Below are 19936 nucleotides of genomic sequence, written 5' to 3'. Positions count from 1 at the left end.
GAATTAAAATGAGGGATGCTGTTCAGCTTTTAGTTCTCTTCAGAAATTGCGTTTAATAAGTATTAGAATTAAAAAAAGCCTCAAAGAAAATCTTTGAGGCTTTTAAGTTATATAAGGTCTATAGAACGTTTTACAATTCTAATAATCCATTTGTTGCTTTAACTCCTTCAGCAGAAGCTGTTAAATGTGCTTTTTCAGCATCACTTAAATTGATTTCAACAATGCTTTCAATACCGTTTTTACCTAAAACAACAGGTACTCCAATACATAAGTCATTTAAACCAAATTCACCTTCTAATAAAGTTGAACAAGGGAATATTTTTTTAGTATCACAAGCAATTGCTTGTACCATAGCTGAAACTGCAGCTCCAGGAGCATACCAAGCAGAAGTACCTAATAAACCTGTTAATGTTGCACCACCAACTTTAGTGTCTTGTAGAACTTGTTCTAATCTTTCTTCAGAAATAAATTCTGAAACAGGAATAGAGTTTCTTGTAGCTAAACGAGTTAATGGAACCATTCCTTTATCAGAGTGACCTCCAATAACCATTCCATCAACGTCAGAAATAGGTGCACCTAATGCTTCCGCTAATCTGTATTTAAAACGAGCAGAATCTAAAGCACCACCCATTCCAATAATTCTATTTTTTGGTAAACCTGTAGTTTTATGCACTAAATAGGTCATTGTATCCATAGGATTCGAGACAACAATAATAATTGTATTTGGAGAGTGCTTTATTAAACTAGCAGAAACCATCTTTACAATACCTGCATTAATTCCAATTAATTCTTCACGAGTCATTCCTGGTTTTCTAGGAATACCAGATGTAATTACGCAAATATCAGAATTTGCAGTTTTAGAATAATCGTTTGTGCTACCAGTTATTTTAGTGTCAAAACCATTTAAAGAAGCAGTTTGCATTAAATCCATAGCTTTACCTTCGGCAAAACCTTCTTTAATATCTAAAATAACAACTTCAGAAGCAAAATCTTTAATAGCAATGTACTCTGCACAACTAGCACCTACGGCACCTGCACCAACAACTGTAACTTTCATATTTTTAATTTTAAATTATGTTCAATTTTTGAGACACAAAAATACAATTTTTTAGACAAGTGTTTTGTTAATTTAAAGCAAAAAAAAGACAGCTAAATTAGCTGTCTTTTTTTATTCTATTTTATACGTCTTATCTAAGGCTAATAGCAATTCCTAAATTTGCCGTATTGTATTCCTGTAAGGTATAACTGCCAAATATTTTAAGAAAAGGTAAACTTATTCTAGTACCAATAGTTGTTCTAAAACTACCTGTATCAAATTTAGAATCAATAGGGTCTGTTATTGTTCTTGACAAAGGACCATAGTTTAGTGTATAATCTCCCAACATTTTAAGTGTAGAGTTTCCAGCTCCATAACCAATTCCACCATATAAATTCAGGATAGGAAAATTTAAGGATGCAATTGCTTGAACGGTGTAAGAATTCAATTTAAATTCTGCTAATCCGTCTTGAACAGCGATATCTTCATTACTTTGTATGTCATATTCTACATTCATTGTTGTGTATGCAGCAAGCAAAGAAACGTGCAATGGAGTCGCACCTAAAGGGCCAAACCAATTTGTGATTTCTTTTTTTAAGCCAACACCAAATAAACTTCCTTTTACGTCCTCTGTACCCACTTTAGGAACTAAACGTAAACTGATTTCAAAGTTTGCAGGCAAGCCTAAGCTTAATTGAACTGCTGGTGCAGGGATAGCGCTTAAAGGTAGACTTTCTTTTACGCCTCCAGGAGCATTAAAAGCTGTACTATAGGTTTCTCCATCTTCTGTAAAATTAATGGTAGTAAGTGGTTTAGTGTCTTCTGACCCTGCCACAGTTGCAGCAGTAATACTACCTCCTGTAGCTTGATTAATAGAAGTTAAACCAGATAATGTGAAAATTTCATCTTCTTCTGGCACTAATGATGCATTTAAGCCAATTGAAAGATCAAAGCCTAAAGTTTTATGAACTTTTGCTGTATGGTACCAACCGTTATTCATACCGTAAATTAAACCTTTCATAGCAGGGTTAATGTAGGCTTCAATTAATTGAACGCGATCATTTTTGTCTGCTAGAAGATACCCTTCAAAACCGTCTTGAGCTTTTGTGTTGAATGTTAGGACGAAAGCACCTAAAATAATTAAGATTGATTTTTTCATTTAAATGGTTTTATATTATTGAAGACCAATAAAAGTTAGAGGTTAAGTAGCTAAGTTATGAAATTATGTTAAAAGAGTTTGTTTTTTGTTGTAAATAGTGACAAATAAATTTCAGCAATAAAAAACCCCAATTTTAAGTTGGGGTTTTTTGTTACTATTTAAAAGGTTATTAGAGACTACACATCTATATTAGCGTATTTAGCATTTTTTTCAATGAATTCTCTACGAGGTGGAACTTCATCTCCCATTAACATAGAAAAAACTCTATCTGCTTCAGTAGCATTGTCAATAACAACTTTTCTAAGTGTTCTAAATTCAGGGTTCATGGTTGTGTCCCATAATTGATCTGCGTTCATCTCTCCAAGACCTTTATATCTTTGGATGTTTACTGTGCCGCCAAATTTTTGAGCAATTAAATCACGTTGATTATCATCCCAAGCATATTCTCTCTTCTGCCCTTTCTTTACTAAATATAAAGGTGGAGTAGCAATATAGATATAACCTTGCTCTACCATTTCTCTCATATATCTAAAGAAGAAAGTTAATATTAAGGTAGCAATGTGAGAACCATCTACATCGGCATCACACATAATAACTACTTTATGATATCTTACTTTTGATAAATTTAAAGCTCTTGGGTCTTCTTCTGTACCAATAGAAACACCTAAAGCTGTAAACATGTTTTTGATTTCTTCGTTTTCAAAAACTTTATGTTGCATCGCTTTTTCAACATTTAAAATCTTTCCACGAAGTGGAAGAATAGCTTGAAAATTACGATCTCTACCTTGTTTTGCTGTTCCACCTGCAGAATCTCCCTCAACTAAGAAAATTTCACATTGTGATGGGTCAGTTTCTGAACAATCGGATAATTTACCAGGTAAACCACCAATACTCATTACTGTTTTACGCTGCACCATTTCACGTGCTTTTCTTGCTGCGTGTCTTGCTGTAGCTGCTAAAATTACTTTTTGAACAATAATTTTTGCATCATTAGGGTTTTCCTCTAAATAGTCCGTTAACATTTCTGAAACTGCTTGCGATACTGCAGAAGTTACTTCTCTATTCCCTAACTTTGTTTTAGTTTGCCCTTCAAACTGAGGTTCTTGAACTTTTACAGATATAATTGCAGTTAAACCTTCTCTAAAGTCATCACCAGCAATTTCAAATTTTACATTTTTAAGTAATCCAGAATTATCAGCATATTTTTTTAACGTTCCAGTTAAACCACGTCTAAAACCAGATAAATGCGTTCCTCCTTCATGGGTGTTAATATTATTTACATAAGAATGTAAGTTTTCTGCGTAAGATGTATTGTACACCATAGCAACTTCAACAGGAATTCCGTTTTTCTCACCTTCCATAGAAATCACATTTGCAGTTAATTGCTCACGTGTAGAATCTAGGTATCTAATGAACTCAGGTAAACCTTCATCACTATGAAAAGTCTCTGTAGGAAAACCACCTTCATCATCAGTAATTCTTCTATCAGTTAAAGTAATTGTAATTCCTTTATTTAAATAAGATAGCTCACGCATACGTGTAGCCAAAGTATCATAATTGAATTCTGTAGTTTGTGTAAATATTGTCTTATCTGGTAAAAAAGTTACAATAGTTCCTGTAAAATCTGATTCTCCAATTGTTTTTACTGGGTATAATGATTTTCCTTCAGAATATTCTTGTTGCCAAACTTTCCCTTCTTTATGAACGGTTGCTGTTAAATGTTGTGATAATGCGTTTACACAAGAAACACCAACACCATGTAGTCCTCCAGAAACTTTATAAGAATCTTTATCAAATTTACCACCAGCACCAATTTTTGTCATTACAACCTGTAATGCAGAAACGCCTTCTTTTTTGTGAATTCCTACAGGAATTCCACGTCCATTATCTTTAGTGGTAACAGAATTATCTTCATTTATGGTAACATTTATTGTATCACAATAACCACCCATTGCTTCATCAATAGAGTTGTCTACAACCTCGTATACTAAATGGTGTAAACCTCTAGTGCCAACATCTCCAATATACATAGATGGACGCATTCTTACATGCTCCATTCCTTCTAATGCCTGAATACTGGAAGCATCATAACTGTATGTTTTTTTTTCTTCGCTCATTATAAAAGTGAATTAATTAAGTTTTATACTTATAAAAAAATCGTCATAACAGACGAAATTTCAATGCACTCAAATTTACGATTTTTAAACTTTATTTAAAAGCTTTTCAGGTGTGGATGCCTTAAATTATTAACATTTGTTAAAAAGAAGAAAGTGGCTTAAAAAGCTTAAAACAGATTTTAAAATGGATATATAAATTTTTATTTCAGTTTTTAAATTGAAAAATTAAAAGAATGTCTCAGGAGTTATTTTTTTGATAAAGGTGGGTAATGAAAAAATCCTGCAAAAAGCAGGATTTGTAATATTTATAGATAAAATAGGTGTTTTTAAAAAATTAGATTTTTGTGTTAATTATTCTAACATTCATTTCTTCTACTTTTTTTGCTGATAGAGGAGAAGGTGCATTAAATAATAAATCTTCAGAAGAACCTGTTTTAGGGAAAGCCATAACTTCTCTAATAGAAGCTTTTTTCTCTAAAATCATCATCAACCTGTCAACTCCCCAAGCAATTCCTCCATGAGGTGGCGCTCCATATTGAAAAGCCTTATACATGGTTCCAACACTTTTCATCATTCCTTCTTTATCATAACCCATATTTTTATAGGTTGCTTCTAAAATATCCGCTTTATGGGCACGAACAGATCCTCCACCAATTTCATATCCATTTAAGATTAAATCGTATTGTTGAGCGATAATTGTTCCTATTTCATCTTTATTACCCTTCATATGTTTTTCTAAATCATAAATTGCTGGCATAGAAAAAGGATTGTGCGTAAATGTCCAACGGCCTTCATCTGTTTTTTCAAACATAGGAAAATCTACAACCCAAGCTGGTCTTAATTCTTTAGGGTTAATTAGTTTTAATAATCTACCCATTTCTTGACGAACAGCATCTAGCGCTTTATTTGCAGTTGCATAATCTGCAGCTGAGAAAAATACAATATCACCAATTTGGGCATCCGTTGCTTTAATAATATTTGCAGCTATTTCTTCGCCTAAAAATTTAATAATTGGAGATTGTAAATCATTTTCATTTACAATAATATAAGCTAAACCTCCAAGTCCGTTTTGTTGTGCAATTGCAGTCAGGTTTTCAATTTGCCCCTTAGACATACGTTTGTTACCTTGTTCTTTCGCAGAAACTTTAATACATTTTACAATTCCACCCTCTTCAATAGGTTTACTAAATACCTGAAAAGTTGTGTCTTTTACAATACCAGTAATATCTTGCATTTCTAGACCATAACGTAAATCGGGTCTATCACAACCATATTTATCCATAGCATCTTTGTACGTTATTACTGCAAATGGATGTAAAATCCATTTTCTACCATATATTTTCTTCACTACTTCATTAAACATTTTTGTGTTTAAATCTATAATTTGTTGCATACTTGCGTATGCCATTTCAATATCTAATTGTGTAAATTCTGGTTGACGATCTCCACGTGAATCTTCATCTCTAAAGCAACGAGCAATTTGAAAATATTTTTCAAAACCACCAACCATTAACATCTGCTTAAACTGCTGCGGTGCCTGTGGAAGTGTGTAAAAAGATCCTGCTTGTTTACGAGTTGGTACAATAAATTCTCTTGCACCTTCATCCGTTCCTGCTGTTAAAATTGGAGTTTCAATTTCTAAAAACTCTTCTTCATCTAAAATATCACGCAGTAATTTTATAACCTTGTGACGGTTTACAATAGATTTTCTTACTTCATCATTTCTGTGATCTAAAAACTTGTACTCAAAGCGAATCATTTCATTGCTTTTAGCAGCTCTTTTTATTTCAAAAGGTAACGTTTTAGAAAGATTTAAAATTTCTAAAACAGCAGTTTCTAATTCAATTTTTCCAGAACGTAAACCTGCATTATAATCATCTTCTTTACGTTGAACAACAACTCCAGTAACAGAAATTACAGATTCGGGTTTTAATTTTACTAATTCATCTAAATTAGGGAAAGACTCTCTACTTAAACGAACTTGAAAAATTTCATTACTAGAATCACGTAAGTCAATAAAGATTAATTCTCCATGATCACGAACACTTGCAACCCAACCAGATAATGTTACTTGCTCAGTAATTGAAGCTTCTGATAATTGAGAAATTTTATGTGTTCTATATTCTTCTTTAATAATTAAAGGTATTTCTGGAAGTATTTCTTCTTCTTTTACTTTATTTATTGAAGTAAGACTATCTTCTTTATCTTCTTTATCTTCTTTATTTTTTTCTAATTTTTGTTGAGTTTCATTAGAAGAAAGTGCATCTAAGATTCCTTGTCTAATTACTTTTCCGGAAGCTCCTTTACCTACAATTGCAATAATTTTTCCTACAAGAATACCTGCTTTACCTTGGTTTCCTGCTTTAATATCATTTGCAATTGCTATATTTTCTGATAGTACTTTTTGAATTGCTTCTGTAATTTTATCTTCAGAAATTGTATTGTCTTCAAAATATTTTTTATAATCAAAAGTGCTATCCTTTAAATAAGAAGTAATTGCATTCTGAATCAATACAGCTGTAATTTTTTCAGCTTTAAATAATTGAAAAATCTCAATAAGATGCGCTATGCTATTAATGTTTGCATATTCATCTGCATGAATATTATTTACTAATGTTTTAGCAACAAATGAAGGATCTTTAATTGTATTGTTAATTGTAATAAAAGTTTCTGAACGAACTGCATCTGCAGTAAAAAACTTAGCATCTTGCGGTAAAACGCCACCTTTAATTAAAATAGTTTCAACTGCATGAGGTAAAACATTTGTATCTACTTTAATGCTATTTACAACCTCTTTTATAGCTACAAAAGGTAAATCTGGTTCAGAAATAAAACGATAATCTGCTTCAAATTCTTTTTTACGCATTGTTTTAGTTTGCTTTAAATCAGCATCCCATAAAACAGTTGTTTGATCTGGTCTAAATTCTTTATTTTCAATGAAATAATTTAGTTGCTTTTCAATTTCTTCCTTTAAAGCATCCACCATAAACTTAAACGAGTTTAAATTTTTGATTTCAGTTCTTGGGTTTAATTCATATGTTCTTTTCTTGCGAAGAGAAACAGAAACATCAGATTTAAATTCTCCTTTTTCAAGATTTGCTTCAGAAATCCCTAAATTCTGAACAATACGTTGAATGTATTGTGCATATGTTGATGCATCTTCTATATTTCTGATACAAGGTTCTGTAACAATTTCAATTAATGGTACACCTGCTTTATTAAAATCAACTAAAGAAACTTTCTTTTCGTGCATTAATTTTGCAGCATCTTCTTCAATATGAACCTGCGTTAAATTTACAGTAAATTGAGTTCCATCATTTCTATAACAAGAAACTTGTCCATCTGGAATTACAGGATTATGAAACTGCGTAATTTGAATATTCTTTGGATTATCTGGGTATTCATAATGCTTTCTATCCCAAGAAATAACTTCATTAGAAAAAGTAGATTTCACAGCTTTTCCAAAATAAATAGCTTTTGTAATTGCTTCTTTATTTATGGATGGTAAAACACCCATTTGCCCTGTACAAACAGCACATATATTTGTGTTTGGTGTTTCAATTTCTTGATTAGGACAAGAACAAAACAACTTGGTTTTGGTATTTAATCGAACGTGTGTTTCTAGCCCAATTACCAACTCTAAATCGTGGGCTTTTATTGCCGCATTTAATTGTTCTAATTCCATTATATTGTATCTTTTAAGAAGTTAGCAAACTTCAAAACCAATTCTTCATTATTTTTTGCTGCCGTAATTTGCAAACCTGTAACGGTTCCTTGAGGTACCGTTAATGTAGGTAGTTGACCAAGACTAAAACCTACAGTATATGCATCTGATAAATACATTGCTAAAGGGTCTTTTAAACTATCTCCTATTTTTGGTGGAGAACCCGGTGTTACTGGTGACAATATGATATCAACTTCTTCAAAATCTTTTTTAAAGTTTTCAGAAATTTGATCTCTTAAGGACAAGCCTTTTAGATAAATTTCATCAGAAAATCCTTGAGATAAAACTTGGTTTCCTCCAACAATTCTACGTTTTGTCTCTTCAGAAAAATTTTCTGAACGTGTTATAGAATAGGTGTCTTTTAAATTTTCTCCTTCAATTCTATTTCCATAATTTGTACCGTCTAAACGAGATAAATTGGAAGCAGTTTCTGCCATTGCTAGCGTATAATATGTAGAAACTAAAATATCAGATTTAAAGAAATCTAATTCTTTAACTTCAATTCCAGTTGCTTTAATTTTTTCGATACTTGCTAAAAAATCAGCTTTAACCTTAGTGTCAATTGCTTCATTTTCAATAAAACTTTTAAAATAACCAACGGTTTTTATTGTGTTATTACTTAAAATTGATTCTTCTGTAATTTCTTCTGAATTGATTGTGGTTTGATCTTTAATGTCTTTTCCACTCATCACATTTAAAACAATTCTAATGTCTTCAATAGATTTGGCTAAAGGACCAACACAATCTGTAGAGGAAGCATATGCCATTAAACCAAAACGAGAAATACGACCGTAAGTTGGTTTTAAACCATAAATATTGTTGTAACCTGCAGGTTGACGAATAGAGCCCCCAGTATCTCCTCCAATAGAAAAAACAGTGTAGTCTTTTGCAACATTTACTGCAGAACCACCACTAGATCCTCCTGCAACTAATTCTGGGTTTATAGCATTTTTTACTGCTCCAAAAATGGTGTTTTCACTAGAAGAACCATGACCAAAACTATCACAGTTTTCTTTTACTAATGGGATGGCACCTGCGTCTAATAATTTTTGAATTGCAGTTGCTGTGTAAGCAGACTTGTAGTTTTTTAACATATTAGAACTTGCAGTGGTAAAAGTTCCTTGTAACATGTAAACATCTTTTATTCCAAAAGGAATACCTTCTAATACCCCTATTTCTTTACCACTAGCAATTTTAGCATCAACTTTTGCAGCCAATTCTAAAGCCATCTTATCTAATAAAGAGTTTACTGTGCTATAGGTGTTTTCTTTTAGTAAGTTAAGTTTTTCTTGAACCAATTCTGTACAAGATATCTGTTTAGACACCAATTGTTGGTGTATTTGTTTTATTTGAGAATTCATGTTAATCTTCTATAACTTTAGCAACAACTAAATAACCATCTTTCTCGTTCGGGAAATTTTCTATAATAATTTGCTTTTCAATGGCCGAACTTTCTATTACAACATCTTCTCTTAAATCATTTAAAGACACTCCGTTATTATTGACATTATTCAAAGAATTATTATTTGTATGTGCATTTTTAATTACATCAAATAATTGATTTACCGCTTCTGACGGTTTTGCTCCTTTAATACTCGACAATATGTCGACTGTCATTATTTTATTCATGTCTTTTAATTTAGCTTTCAGGTCAAAAATTTAAGCTGGCAAAAATACGAAAGTTTTGTCAGGCAATAAAAGTGTTAAGCCTAAAAAATACACCAACGACTTTATGTAAAATCATTGGTGTAAATAATTAATTCAAATCTTTTAAACAATATGTTTATTAGCGACACAAAATAAAGAAATTTAGTTGTTATTTTAAATTTAAAAATCACTTTTGATTATAATAATGAACTATTATGTGTTTTTTAGTTTAAAAATGAAACTATATATTTATTTTAAATGAATATTATTTATTTTTGTTAGTTTGATGAAAATATATATAATAAAATTTGCTATAATAGAAATAGGTTTCTACATTTGTAATTCATTATGAAAAAGAATACAAACAATATTTGGTGGTGGAACTCTCTTATAAAATAAGTGAGAAAAAACCTATATGTATATAACATAACAAAAAAGGCTTATCTCACGATAAGCCTTTTCGCTTTTTATTAAGCATCATTAAGAGAAGTTTACAACAAAGTAATCTCTTTATAAACAAACAGATTGCCGCAGCAAATGAAAAATTTGCTTCGCAATGACATAATCGAAGAATGAAGAAAATACATTTTAAATCTATACATAAAACTAAAATGGCAGATACAATTACTCCTGTAGGATTGTACTTGCGTTTTAGAGATAAATATGCAAATACGCTTTTATTAGAGAGTTCAGATTATCACAGTAAAGAAGAAAGTTTTTCTTTTATTGCAATTGAGCCAATTGTTACAATGAAGGTAGATAATTATCAGTTTTCTGTTTCTCATAAAGGAACACAAATTGATGAACAACCTATCGATAAAAATTTTTACCAGTTATTTGATAAATTCACAGGTTCAATTGATCTAGATTGTCCTGCCGAATTAAAATCATTCAATGGTTTGTACGGGTACACAACTTTTGATTCTGTTCAATATTTCGAGAATATTCAATTTAAAAACAAGAGAGCACCTTCTGCAATTCCAGAAATGCAATACAGTTTTTACAGATTTATTATTGCCATCAATCATTTTAATGATGAAATGACGTTGATAGAAAATATTGAAGAAGGAACTGAATCTCGCATTAAAGAAATTCAAACTATTATTGATGCGCAAGCTTTCAATACTCAGAAATTTGAAATTGTAGGCGAAGAAACTTCAAATGTTACGGGAGAAGAATTTAAAGAATATGTAAAGAAAGCAAAATCACATTGTAAAAGAGGCGACGTTTTTCAGTTGGTATTGTCACGCCAATTTCAACAAAAATTTAAAGGCGATGAGTTTAATGTTTATAGAGCCTTACGTTCTATAAATCCATCACCCTATTTGTTTTATTTTGATTATGGATCATTCAAATTAATGGGTTCTTCGCCAGAAGCACAGATTAAAATATCAGCTGGTAAAGCAACTATTAATCCAATTGCTGGTACTTTTAGAAGAACTGGTGATATGGCAGAAGACCTTAAATTAGGTAAAAAATTATCCGAAGATAAAAAGGAAACTGCAGAACACGTAATGTTGGTAGATTTAGCACGAAACGATTTAAGTAAACACGCCAATAATGTTACTGTAGAAGTTTTTAAAGAAGTACAATATTTTAGCCACGTAATTCACTTAGTTTCTACGGTTAGAGGGCAAATTAAAGGGAATCCAATTAAAATTGTTGGAGATACTTTTCCTGCTGGAACTTTAAGTGGCGCGCCAAAATACAAAGCAATGGAGTTGATTGACAAATATGAAAATCAAACACGAGGTTTTTACGGTGGTGCTGTCGGAATTATCGGTTTAGACGGTTCTGTGAATTTAGCAATTGCTATTCGTTCTTTTGTTAGTAAAAACAACGTATTGTATTCACAAGCAGGTGCAGGAATTGTTATTCATTCAGACGAAGAAAAGGAATTACAAGAAGTAAATAATAAATTAGCAGCGTTAAAGAAAGCGTTAATTTTGGCAGAAAATATTTAAAAACAGCATTTCGCTATTAGCTTCTTAGCTAATAGCCAAAAGCCAAAAGCTTTAAACATGAAAATATTAATACTAGACAATTACGATTCTTTCACCTATAACTTAGTTCATATGGTGGAGAAAATTACAGGAAATTTTCCGTCGGTTTTTAGAAATGATGAAATCAGTATTGCAGATGTTGCGAAGTACGATATGATTATGTTGTCTCCAGGACCTGGAATTCCAGATGAAGCAGGAATCTTAAAAGAGGTGATAAAAACGTATGCAGGAATAAAACCAATTTTTGGAGTTTGTTTAGGATTACAAGCAATTACAGAAGTTTTTGGAGGGAAAATAATTAATTTAGAAGATGTTTTTCATGGTGTTGCAACAGAAATGAAAGTAACAGATATAAATGCGACTATCTTTAAAGATGTTCCAGAAACCTTTATGGCGGCACGTTACCATTCTTGGGCAGCAACAGATGAAGGTTTTCCAGAAGAAATACAAGTAACAGCAAGAGATGAAGATGGTTTAATACAAGCAATTGAACATAAAATATTTCCAATTTCTGCGGTTCAATTTCATCCAGAATCTATTTTAACAGATGTTGGTGAGCAATTGGTTAGAAATTTTATCAATAGTGTAAAAAAGTAATGTCATTAAGAGAGAAACGAAGTAATCTCATTTTTAATTAAAAGATTGCCACATCAAATTATCATTTGATTCGCAATGACAAGTAAGAATTATGAAAGCAATTTTAAACAAATTATATAATCACGAAAGATTGTCTAAATCTGAAGCAAAACAAATCTTAAAAGAGATTGCTGCAGAAAAATACAATGACGCTCATTTAGCCTCTTTTATGACCGTTTTTATGATGCGCCCAATTACAGCTGATGAACTTTCTGGTTTTAGAGATGCGTTAAAAGAACTCTCTATAAAAGTAGATTTATCAGATTATAATACCATTGATATTGTTGGAACTGGAGGGGATGGAAAAGATACGTTTAATATCTCAACGTTAACCTCGTTTATTGTTGCAGGAACAGGACAAAAAGTAGCAAAACACGGTAATTATTCTGTGTCTTCACAGTCTGGTTCTTCAGATATGTTAGAAAGTTTTGGGTACAAGTTCACAAATGATGAAAACATATTAAGAGCACATTTAGAGAAAACAAATATTTGTTTCTTACATGCGCCAAAATTTCACCCAGCAATGAAAGCTGTGAGTCCAACAAGAAAAGCATTGGCGTTAAAAACGTTCTTTAATATGTTAGGTCCTCTGGTAAATCCGAGTTCGCCAAAAAACCACATGTTAGGAACTTTTAATCTAGAAATTGCACGTTTATATAATTATATTTTACAAGAAGAAGATATTAATTACGGAATTATTCATGCGTTAGATGGTTATGATGAAATTTCATTAACAAGCGGATTTAAATTCTTTACTAAAAACGGAGAACAAATTATTAATCCAGAAGATTTAGGGCAGAAAAAAATTCAGCAATCAGAAATTTTTGGAGGAAACTCGGTTGCAGATGCCGCAAAAATCTTCAAATCTATTTTAGAAGGAAAAGGAACAGAAGCACAAAATAATGTGGTGTTAACAAATGCCGCTTTTGCTTTAAAAATTGTTGATGAAACAAAAAGTTTTGAAACAGCTTTTAACGAAGTAAAAGAGTCGCTTTTTGGATTAAAAGCAAAACAAACATTAGAAAAATTAGTAAGTCTTTAAGATGAAAAAGTTCTCGATATAATTTTCTCAAAAAATCGAAAATCACTCGAACTGACAGAACGAAATTCACGTGCTGTCACATGGAGTGAATTTGTGAAGAATGAATAAATTAGTATGGAGATGTTTTAATAAATAGTAATAATGGCAAAAAAGAAAAAGAAAAAGAATTTAATTCTAATTATTCCTGCTTTTCTAATGATGGGAGCAGCAATAGGTATTCAAACAAAAGATATTTTAAAACAGGCCTTAATTGGTTTGGTTGTAGGAATTATAATTTACTTTTTTCTAAAGTACAGAAATAAAAAATTAGATAATTAACAATTACGAATTATTAATTACGAGTGGTGAAAAATGATAATATAATTCAGATTAAAAGCTATGATTTTGCAGTTAGAGTGGTTAAATTATATAAACATTTATCACAAGAAAAGAAAGAATTCGTATTAAGTAAACAGTTATTACGTTCAGGCACTTCAATAGGAGCAAATGTTGAAGAAGCCATTGGAGGACAAAGTAGAAAAGACTTTTTTGCTAAATTAACAATAGCATATAAAGAAGCAAGAGAATCTCATTATTGGATTCGTTTATTAAAAGATACCGATTTCTTAACAGAAAAAGAATCAGTATCATTATTGAAAGATATTGAAGAAATTTTAAAAATTATCGGAAGTATTCAAAAAACAGTTAGAAACACAAATTCGTAATTCTTAATTTAGAATTCATAATTATTGATATGACAATACTAGATAAAATAATAGCATTTAAAAAGAAGGAAATAGCTAAGATTAAAGCAGAAGTTCCGGTTAAAAAATTAGTTGAAAGTCCACTTTTTAGTAGAGAAGTTATCTCTTTGAAAAAATCTTTGTTAGAGGCTGGTTCTACTGGAATTATTGCAGAGTTTAAACGTCAATCTCCATCCAAAGGAATTATTAACGACAAAGCAACAATTGCAGAAGTTACCAATGGCTATTTAGACGCAAATGTAGCTGCGCAATCTATTTTGACTGATACTTCGTTTTTTGGAGGTACAATGGCAGATTTAATGGAAGCAAGAGTTATTAATCAACAAAAACCAATTCTTAGAAAAGATTTTATTGTTGATGGATTTCAGATTGTAGAGTCAAAAGCAATTGGTGCAGATGTAATTTTATTAATTGCCTCTTGTTTAACTGCAACAGAATTAAGGAACTACGGAAACTTAGCAAAAGATTTAGGTTTAGAGGTTTTGTATGAAGTGCATACGCAAGAAGATTTAGATAAGATTAACGATTTGGATAATAAAATCATCGGAATTAATAATAGAAATCTGAATACTTTTGAAGTTGATTTAGAGAATTCTATCAAATTAGCAAATCAAATTCCTGATACTTGTTTAAAGGTTTCAGAAAGCGGAATTTCTGATCCAAAAATTATTACTGGACTCAAAGAATTTGGATTTCAAGGTTTTTTAATTGGCGAAAACTTTATGAAGGAAGAAAACCCAGGAGAAGCTTGTCAAGAATTTATAAGTCAAATACGCTAAAAAGTGTAAGTGTAGAATTGTTTATTTTTGTAAAAAAAAACAATTTAGAGTTTGAGTAAAAAACAATACCCAGTTAAACAAATAAACTATTAAACCATAAAAAGAATGAAGCTTAAGGTTTGTGGAATGAAATATGTGGCAAATATCCAGGAAGTTGCAGCATTGCATCCCGATTATTTGGGGTTTATTTTCTACGAAAAGTCAAAAAGAAATTTTGAAGGTATTATTCCAGAACTTCCAAAATCAATAAAAAAAGCAGGTGTTTTTGTTAATGAATATCCAGAAATTGTAATTTCTTTAGTAGAAGAATATCAACTAGATGCAATTCAATTACATGGAGATGAATCTGTAAAATATATTAAAGATTTAGAAAGCCAGTTAGCAGAAAGAAGAGCGTTGTTTATTGAAGAAAATAAGCAGATAAAAAAGAAAAAAAATCAACATTTACTATCTGATGAAAAAGTTGAAATCATCAAAGTTTTTGGAATTAAAGATGAATTCAATTTTGATGTTTTAAAACCTTATTTAGAGGTTGTAGATTTCTTTTTGTTTGATACAAAAGGAAAAGAAAGAGGAGGGAATGGAACAAAATTCGATTGGTCTGTTTTAGGAAATTATCCTTTTAAAAAACCTTTCTTTTTAAGTGGAGGAATCGGGTTAGAAGATGTTGAAGAGGTTCAAAAAATAATGAAATCTAATTTACCTATTTATGCATTAGACGTAAATAGTAAGTTTGAAAGTAAGCCAGGAGTAAAGAAAATAGAAGAATTAAAAGAGTTTAAAAAGAACGTCATTACGAACATAGTGAAGTAATCTACTTATTAATTAAGAGATTGTTTCGTTCTTTGCAATGAAAGAATATTAGAAAATATGAAATCAAAATTTCACCCAGATGAAAACGGATATTTTGGACAATTTGGAGGCGCATTTATTCCAGAATTATTGTACCCGAATGTAAAAGAATTAGCAGATAATTACATCCAAATTATCGAATCAGAAGAGTTTCAGACAGAATATAAATCATTGCTAAAAGATTATGTTGGTAGACCAACACCTTTATATTTAGCAAAAAGATTATCAGAAAAATATGGTGCTCACGTTTATTTAAAACGCGAAGACCTATGTCATACCGGTGCGCATAAAATTAACAATACTGTTGGTCAGATTTTAATTGCTAAGAAGTTAGGTAAAACTAAGATTATTGCTGAAACAGGTGCTGGGCAACACGGAGTTGCAACAGCTACAGTTTGCGCATTAATGGGACTGGAATGTACTGTTTTTATGGGTGAAAAAGATATCGTGCGTCAGGCACCAAATGTTACTAGAATGAAAATGTTAGGAGCAAAAGTAGTGCCTGCAACCAGTGGTTCTAAAACCCTTAAAGATGCAACAAACGAAGCAATTCGTTATTGGATTCAGCATCCAGAAACTTTTTACTTAATCGGTTCTGTTGTTGGTCCTGCACCGCATCCAGATATGGTAGCACGTTTACAAGCTATTATTTCTGAAGAAATAAAATGGCAATTAAAAGAGAAGACAGGAAAAGAAAATCCAGATACAATTATTGCTTGTGTTGGAGGAGGTTCTAATGCTGCTGGTGCTTTTTATCACTATTTAGATGATGAAGATGTAGAATTAATTGCTGTTGAAGCAGCAGGTTTAGGAGTCAATTCTGGAGAAAGTGCTGCAACTTCTCAATTAGGGGAAGTTGGTATAATTCATGGAAGTAAAACTATTTTAATGCAAGATGAATATGGGCAAATAGTTGAGCCTTACTCTATTTCTGCAGGATTAGATTATCCTGGAGTTGGGCCTTTGCATGCTTTTTTGTATGAAATTGGTAGAGCAAAATTTATGAGTGCAACAGATCAAGAAGCGTTAGATGCAGCTTTTGAATTGACGAAGATAGAAGGAATTATTCCTGCTTTAGAAACGGCTCATGCATTGGCTGTTTTGCCAAAAATAAAATTTAAAAAAGATCAAGTTGTAGTGGTTAATTTATCGGGTAGAGGAGACAAAGATTTAGAAATTTATACAAAATATTTAGAAGACTAGGTTATGAATTCAATTCAAGAATTATTTCAGAAGAAAGGTGAAAATTTATTATCTATCTATTTTACTTGTGGTTATCCAAAGTTAAATGATACGACTAAAGTAATTTCAGCATTAGAAAAAAGTGGCGTAGATTTTATTGAAGTAGGTTTGCCTTATTCAGATCCTTTGGCAGATGGACCTACGATACAAGATAGTAGTCAGAAAGCATTAGAAAATGGAGTTAACTTAGATATCATTTTTGAGCAATTAATGATGATTAAAGACACCAATAAAACACCATTGGTCTTAATGGGGTATTTAAATCAGATGCTAAAATATGGTGAAGATAAGTTCTGTAAAAAAGTTGTAGAATGTGGAATTGATACGCTGATTCTTCCAGATTTACCAATGGTAGAATTTGAAAATCATTATCAATATTTATTTGATAAATACGGAATTACAAATGTTTTTTTAATCACTCCTCATACTTCAGATGAAAGAATTAGAAAGATAGATTCTTATTCAAAAGCATTTATTTATGTGGTAGCTTCTGCATCTATTACTGGTGCAAAAGGAGATATTTCTAATAATCAAATTGCTTATTTTGAAAGAATAAAAAATATGAACTTACAAAGTAAGTTAATTATAGGGTTTGGAATTTCAGATAAGCAAACATTTACTACTGCATGTAAATATGCAAATGGAACTATAATTGGTTCTGCTTTTATAAAATATTTAGGAAAAAAAGGCACAAAAAAGGTGGATGATTTTATCTCACCAATTTTAAATTAATTCTAGTTTATTGTGGTAACAACTTCAATAACACCATTGGCTCCGCGTAAGCCGTAAATTGCGGTTTCAGGACCTTTTAAAATTTTAACGGTTTTTATAGTAGTTGGAACAATAGCTCCAAATGTATCTTCATCTACTGGAACGCCGTTTAATATAAATAATGGTGATCTGCTGCCACTCCATGATGAATTACCTCTTATTGATATTACATTTGTGGAAGTAATATTAACGCCAGAAACTTTACCTCTTAAATAATCATAAATATTTCTGAATTGGATTGGATCTACTATTTTTTCATAATTAGTATCTGACACATAATTATTAGAGTTTTTTGTGATGTTAATGATTATAGAATTTTTACCATCATACTTTACACTCTTTGCACCTAGTAAAGGAGAGAAAGCTGTAATTTCTTTTGGTGCTTTTTGTAGTTTTATTTTAAAATAACCAGCTGAATTTGCAACTCTTGCTTGTTTAATATTATCTATTAAAATAAGAGCACCAGGAATCGGTTTACCTTCACCATCTTTTACTAAAACTGTTAACTTAATAACTTCTTTTGGAGTTTTTTTTTGAGAAAAAATATTAACGGTGAATAAAATTAATACTAAAAGAAATAATTTTTTTATTGTTTTCATAGCGGTTTATTTTTTAGGTTATTCATCAGAAATAATTCCTATTATTTTAGAATGGTTATCTAGAAATAAAGTTAACAATTTATTAATAGTTTTTATTAAAACAGTAATTAAGTTTTTGTTAATTTTTTTCTATGACTAATTTACCTTTTCCCATTTAAAAATGTTGAAACTGATATTGTTTTTGGAACCTCATTTCTATTAATTTTTATAGCCTCTTGATTTAAAATCACAAAATCACAAAATCACAAAATCACAAAATTATAAAATTACAAAATCAGCAAACTTACCAACTCAATACTACCTTTTTCTTCTTCTTCTTCTTCTTCTTCTTCTTCTTCAAAATTAGTGCCAGCAGCCAGATTGTCATTCCTTTTAAGGTTTCTTCTCTACTTAAGGGGTTTTCCATTTTAAATCTATTTTCCGGATAGTTATTGATACCTTTTCTGATGGTAGCTGCATAAAATGTTGCTAAATCAATTTACCTGTTCTATGGGAAATCTGTTACTAAATCAATTTCACCAAATCTTTATTAATAAATTTTTAAAAGCATAAGCTGCCTTCATTCGGTCTTTTTTAATTTGATCTTCTGTCCAAGATATGTCTGAAACAGCATGAATTGGCTGAATAGATGGTGAAATAGTGTCAAAATTATAAAGTTGTTTTTTTTATAATTTGTGAGTATATTAATTTCATATGAAAAGCTAAGACTTCACAACTAAGAATAGAACTTTTTCTATATATTCCATAACCTAATTGATAAGGAATTAATAAAATACCATCTCCACCTTTTTTAAATAACGGAATACCTTCTGTCTAACTTATAATTCCTTGATTAAAACCAAATCTACTCCATTAGAAGCACTTTCGTCAAAGACAGTTCCATTAAAAAAATATCCTTTATAGGCAACAGTTACATTATTCGTATTTGTTGGTCTGGTTCTTGTGCCTTCCTTATTAATAATATAGTACAATCTAGAATCAGTTTTAGTAGCATTTAAATTATTGTCTTCAATATATTTTAAAATATCAATTTCATTTTGAACTGCATAATCACCTTCTGTTCGTTTTATTGAGATATTTGAACTAACTTTTAAAATACGGTAAAGAAAAATTTTGTCAAAAAGCAGTAGTTTGTAGAACAGATATATTAATAATTCCTGATTTACCGATGGTAGAGTTTGAAATCCACTACCAAGAATTATTTAAGAAATACGGATTAAAAAATGTGTTTTTAATTACACCTCATACATCCGCAGATAGAATTAAAAAATAGACTCTTTTTCAAAGGTATTTATTTATGTAGTGGCTTCTGCATCTATTACCGCTGCAAAAGGGGAGATTTCAAATAATCAAATTGAATACTTTGAAAGAATAAAAGCCATGAATTTACAAAGTAAATTGATTATAGGTTTTGGTATTTCAGATAAAAACACCTTTAATACTGCTTGTAATTATGCAAATGGAGCTATTATTGGCTCTGCTTTTATAAAAGATTTAGGTAAGAATGGTGCCGAACAAATTAACGATTTTATAAAACCGATAACTAGTTAAGGATTTATTGAAATTATCTTAAAGGGGCTTTGAAT

20 protein-coding genes are annotated in these 19936 nt (G+C 30.7%); 11 read left to right on the top strand and 9 right to left on the bottom strand.

Going from position 1 to position 19936, the window contains the following annotated elements; genetic code table 11:
- Positions 1–130: 130 nt before the first annotated feature.
- The 6 genes from mdh to BTO04_RS06965 all read right to left on the bottom strand — a co-directional run bounded on the left by mdh (position 131) and on the right by BTO04_RS06965 (position 9653).
- The gene (gene mdh, locus BTO04_RS06990; RefSeq protein ID WP_087563818.1) at positions 131–1057 is read right to left on the bottom strand and encodes a malate dehydrogenase; all 927 of its coding nucleotides are present in this window, start codon (positions 1055–1057) and stop codon (positions 131–133) included.
- Between the two features lie 130 nt (positions 1058–1187).
- Positions 1188–2195, bottom strand: a complete 1008-nt coding sequence (locus tag BTO04_RS06985; protein ID WP_087563817.1) for a DUF6588 family protein — start codon at positions 2193–2195, stop codon at positions 1188–1190.
- A 176-nt stretch (positions 2196–2371) separates the two neighbouring features.
- Entirely contained in the window at positions 2372–4312 is a 1941-nt protein-coding gene (gene gyrB / locus BTO04_RS06980; protein WP_087563816.1) for a DNA topoisomerase (ATP-hydrolyzing) subunit B, read from the bottom strand.
- Between the two features lie 334 nt (positions 4313–4646).
- Positions 4647–7997 carry a bifunctional amidotransferase subunit GatB/aspartate--tRNA ligase AspS gene (gatB/aspS, locus tag BTO04_RS06975; RefSeq protein ID WP_087563815.1) on the bottom strand — a complete coding sequence of 1117 codons (3351 nt, stop codon included), beginning with the start codon at positions 7995–7997 and terminating at the stop codon, positions 4647–4649.
- A complete protein-coding gene (locus BTO04_RS06970; RefSeq protein WP_087563814.1) occupies positions 7997–9397 on the bottom strand; it encodes an amidase family protein in 1401 nt (466 codons plus the stop codon). The genes gatB/aspS and BTO04_RS06970 overlap by 1 nt, the downstream gene beginning before the upstream one ends.
- Before the next feature lies 1 nt (position 9398).
- Complete coding sequence (locus BTO04_RS06965; protein ID WP_087563813.1) at positions 9399–9653, bottom strand: hypothetical protein; 255 nt, start codon at positions 9651–9653, stop codon at positions 9399–9401.
- 602 nt (positions 9654–10255) lie between these two features.
- Between BTO04_RS06965 and BTO04_RS06960 the strand changes: the two genes are divergently transcribed.
- The 9 genes from BTO04_RS06960 to trpA all read left to right on the top strand — a co-directional run bounded on the left by BTO04_RS06960 (position 10256) and on the right by trpA (position 17712).
- Entirely contained in the window at positions 10256–11647 is a 1392-nt protein-coding gene (locus BTO04_RS06960; RefSeq protein ID WP_087563812.1) for an anthranilate synthase component I family protein, read from the top strand.
- A 57-nt stretch (positions 11648–11704) separates the two neighbouring features.
- Entirely contained in the window at positions 11705–12283 is a 579-nt protein-coding gene (locus BTO04_RS06955) for an aminodeoxychorismate/anthranilate synthase component II (protein WP_087563811.1), read from the top strand.
- Between the two features lie 91 nt (positions 12284–12374).
- Entirely contained in the window at positions 12375–13364 is a 990-nt protein-coding gene (gene trpD / locus BTO04_RS06950) for an anthranilate phosphoribosyltransferase (RefSeq protein WP_087563810.1), read from the top strand.
- A 141-nt stretch (positions 13365–13505) separates the two neighbouring features.
- Positions 13506–13682 carry a hypothetical protein gene (locus tag BTO04_RS15330; RefSeq protein WP_198342126.1) on the top strand — a complete coding sequence of 59 codons (177 nt, stop codon included), beginning with the start codon at positions 13506–13508 and terminating at the stop codon, positions 13680–13682.
- Between the two features lie 26 nt (positions 13683–13708).
- A complete protein-coding gene (locus tag BTO04_RS06945) occupies positions 13709–14068 on the top strand; it encodes a four helix bundle protein (RefSeq protein WP_087563809.1) in 360 nt (119 codons plus the stop codon).
- Between the two features lie 29 nt (positions 14069–14097).
- Positions 14098–14886: an indole-3-glycerol phosphate synthase TrpC gene (trpC, locus tag BTO04_RS06940; RefSeq protein WP_087563808.1), complete on the top strand. Its 789-nt coding sequence runs from the start codon at positions 14098–14100 to the stop codon at positions 14884–14886.
- A 105-nt stretch (positions 14887–14991) separates the two neighbouring features.
- Positions 14992–15699 (top strand): phosphoribosylanthranilate isomerase, encoded by a 708-nt coding sequence (locus BTO04_RS06935; RefSeq protein WP_232455967.1) that lies wholly within the window; start codon positions 14992–14994, stop codon positions 15697–15699.
- A 57-nt stretch (positions 15700–15756) separates the two neighbouring features.
- The gene (gene trpB / locus BTO04_RS06930; protein ID WP_087563806.1) at positions 15757–16941 is read left to right on the top strand and encodes a tryptophan synthase subunit beta; all 1185 of its coding nucleotides are present in this window, start codon (positions 15757–15759) and stop codon (positions 16939–16941) included.
- Between the two features lie 3 nt (positions 16942–16944).
- The gene (gene trpA, locus BTO04_RS06925) at positions 16945–17712 is read left to right on the top strand and encodes a tryptophan synthase subunit alpha (RefSeq protein WP_087563805.1); all 768 of its coding nucleotides are present in this window, start codon (positions 16945–16947) and stop codon (positions 17710–17712) included.
- A gap of 2 nt (positions 17713–17714) precedes the next feature.
- Here the strand turns inward: trpA and BTO04_RS06920 are convergent, their stop codons facing one another.
- The 3 genes from BTO04_RS06920 to BTO04_RS15495 form a co-directional block, all read right to left on the bottom strand.
- The gene (locus BTO04_RS06920; RefSeq protein WP_087563804.1) at positions 17715–18350 is read right to left on the bottom strand and encodes a TonB-dependent receptor plug domain-containing protein; all 636 of its coding nucleotides are present in this window, start codon (positions 18348–18350) and stop codon (positions 17715–17717) included.
- A gap of 283 nt (positions 18351–18633) precedes the next feature.
- A complete protein-coding gene (locus BTO04_RS15635; protein ID WP_302849208.1) occupies positions 18634–18756 on the bottom strand; it encodes a hypothetical protein in 123 nt (40 codons plus the stop codon).
- 412 nt (positions 18757–19168) lie between these two features.
- The gene (locus BTO04_RS15495) at positions 19169–19321 is read right to left on the bottom strand and encodes an FKBP-type peptidyl-prolyl cis-trans isomerase (RefSeq protein ID WP_232455966.1); all 153 of its coding nucleotides are present in this window, start codon (positions 19319–19321) and stop codon (positions 19169–19171) included.
- Between the two features lie 173 nt (positions 19322–19494).
- Here BTO04_RS15495 and BTO04_RS15600 point away from each other — a divergent pair, with 173 nt between their 5' ends.
- Together BTO04_RS15600 and BTO04_RS15595 are read left to right on the top strand one after the other, a co-directional pair.
- The gene (locus tag BTO04_RS15600; RefSeq protein WP_368356377.1) at positions 19495–19623 is read left to right on the top strand and encodes a hypothetical protein; all 129 of its coding nucleotides are present in this window, start codon (positions 19495–19497) and stop codon (positions 19621–19623) included.
- 29 nt (positions 19624–19652) lie between these two features.
- The gene (locus BTO04_RS15595) at positions 19653–19901 is read left to right on the top strand and encodes a tryptophan synthase subunit alpha (protein ID WP_254712428.1); all 249 of its coding nucleotides are present in this window, start codon (positions 19653–19655) and stop codon (positions 19899–19901) included.
- Positions 19902–19936: the final 35 nt, after the last annotated feature.

The sequence above is a fragment of the Polaribacter sp. SA4-10 genome (genome assembly GCF_002163835.1).
Lineage (GTDB): Bacteria > Bacteroidota > Bacteroidia > Flavobacteriales > Flavobacteriaceae > Polaribacter.
The sequence above is the reverse complement of the archived record's forward strand: the minus strand, read 5'-3'. Positions and strand labels throughout refer to the sequence as shown.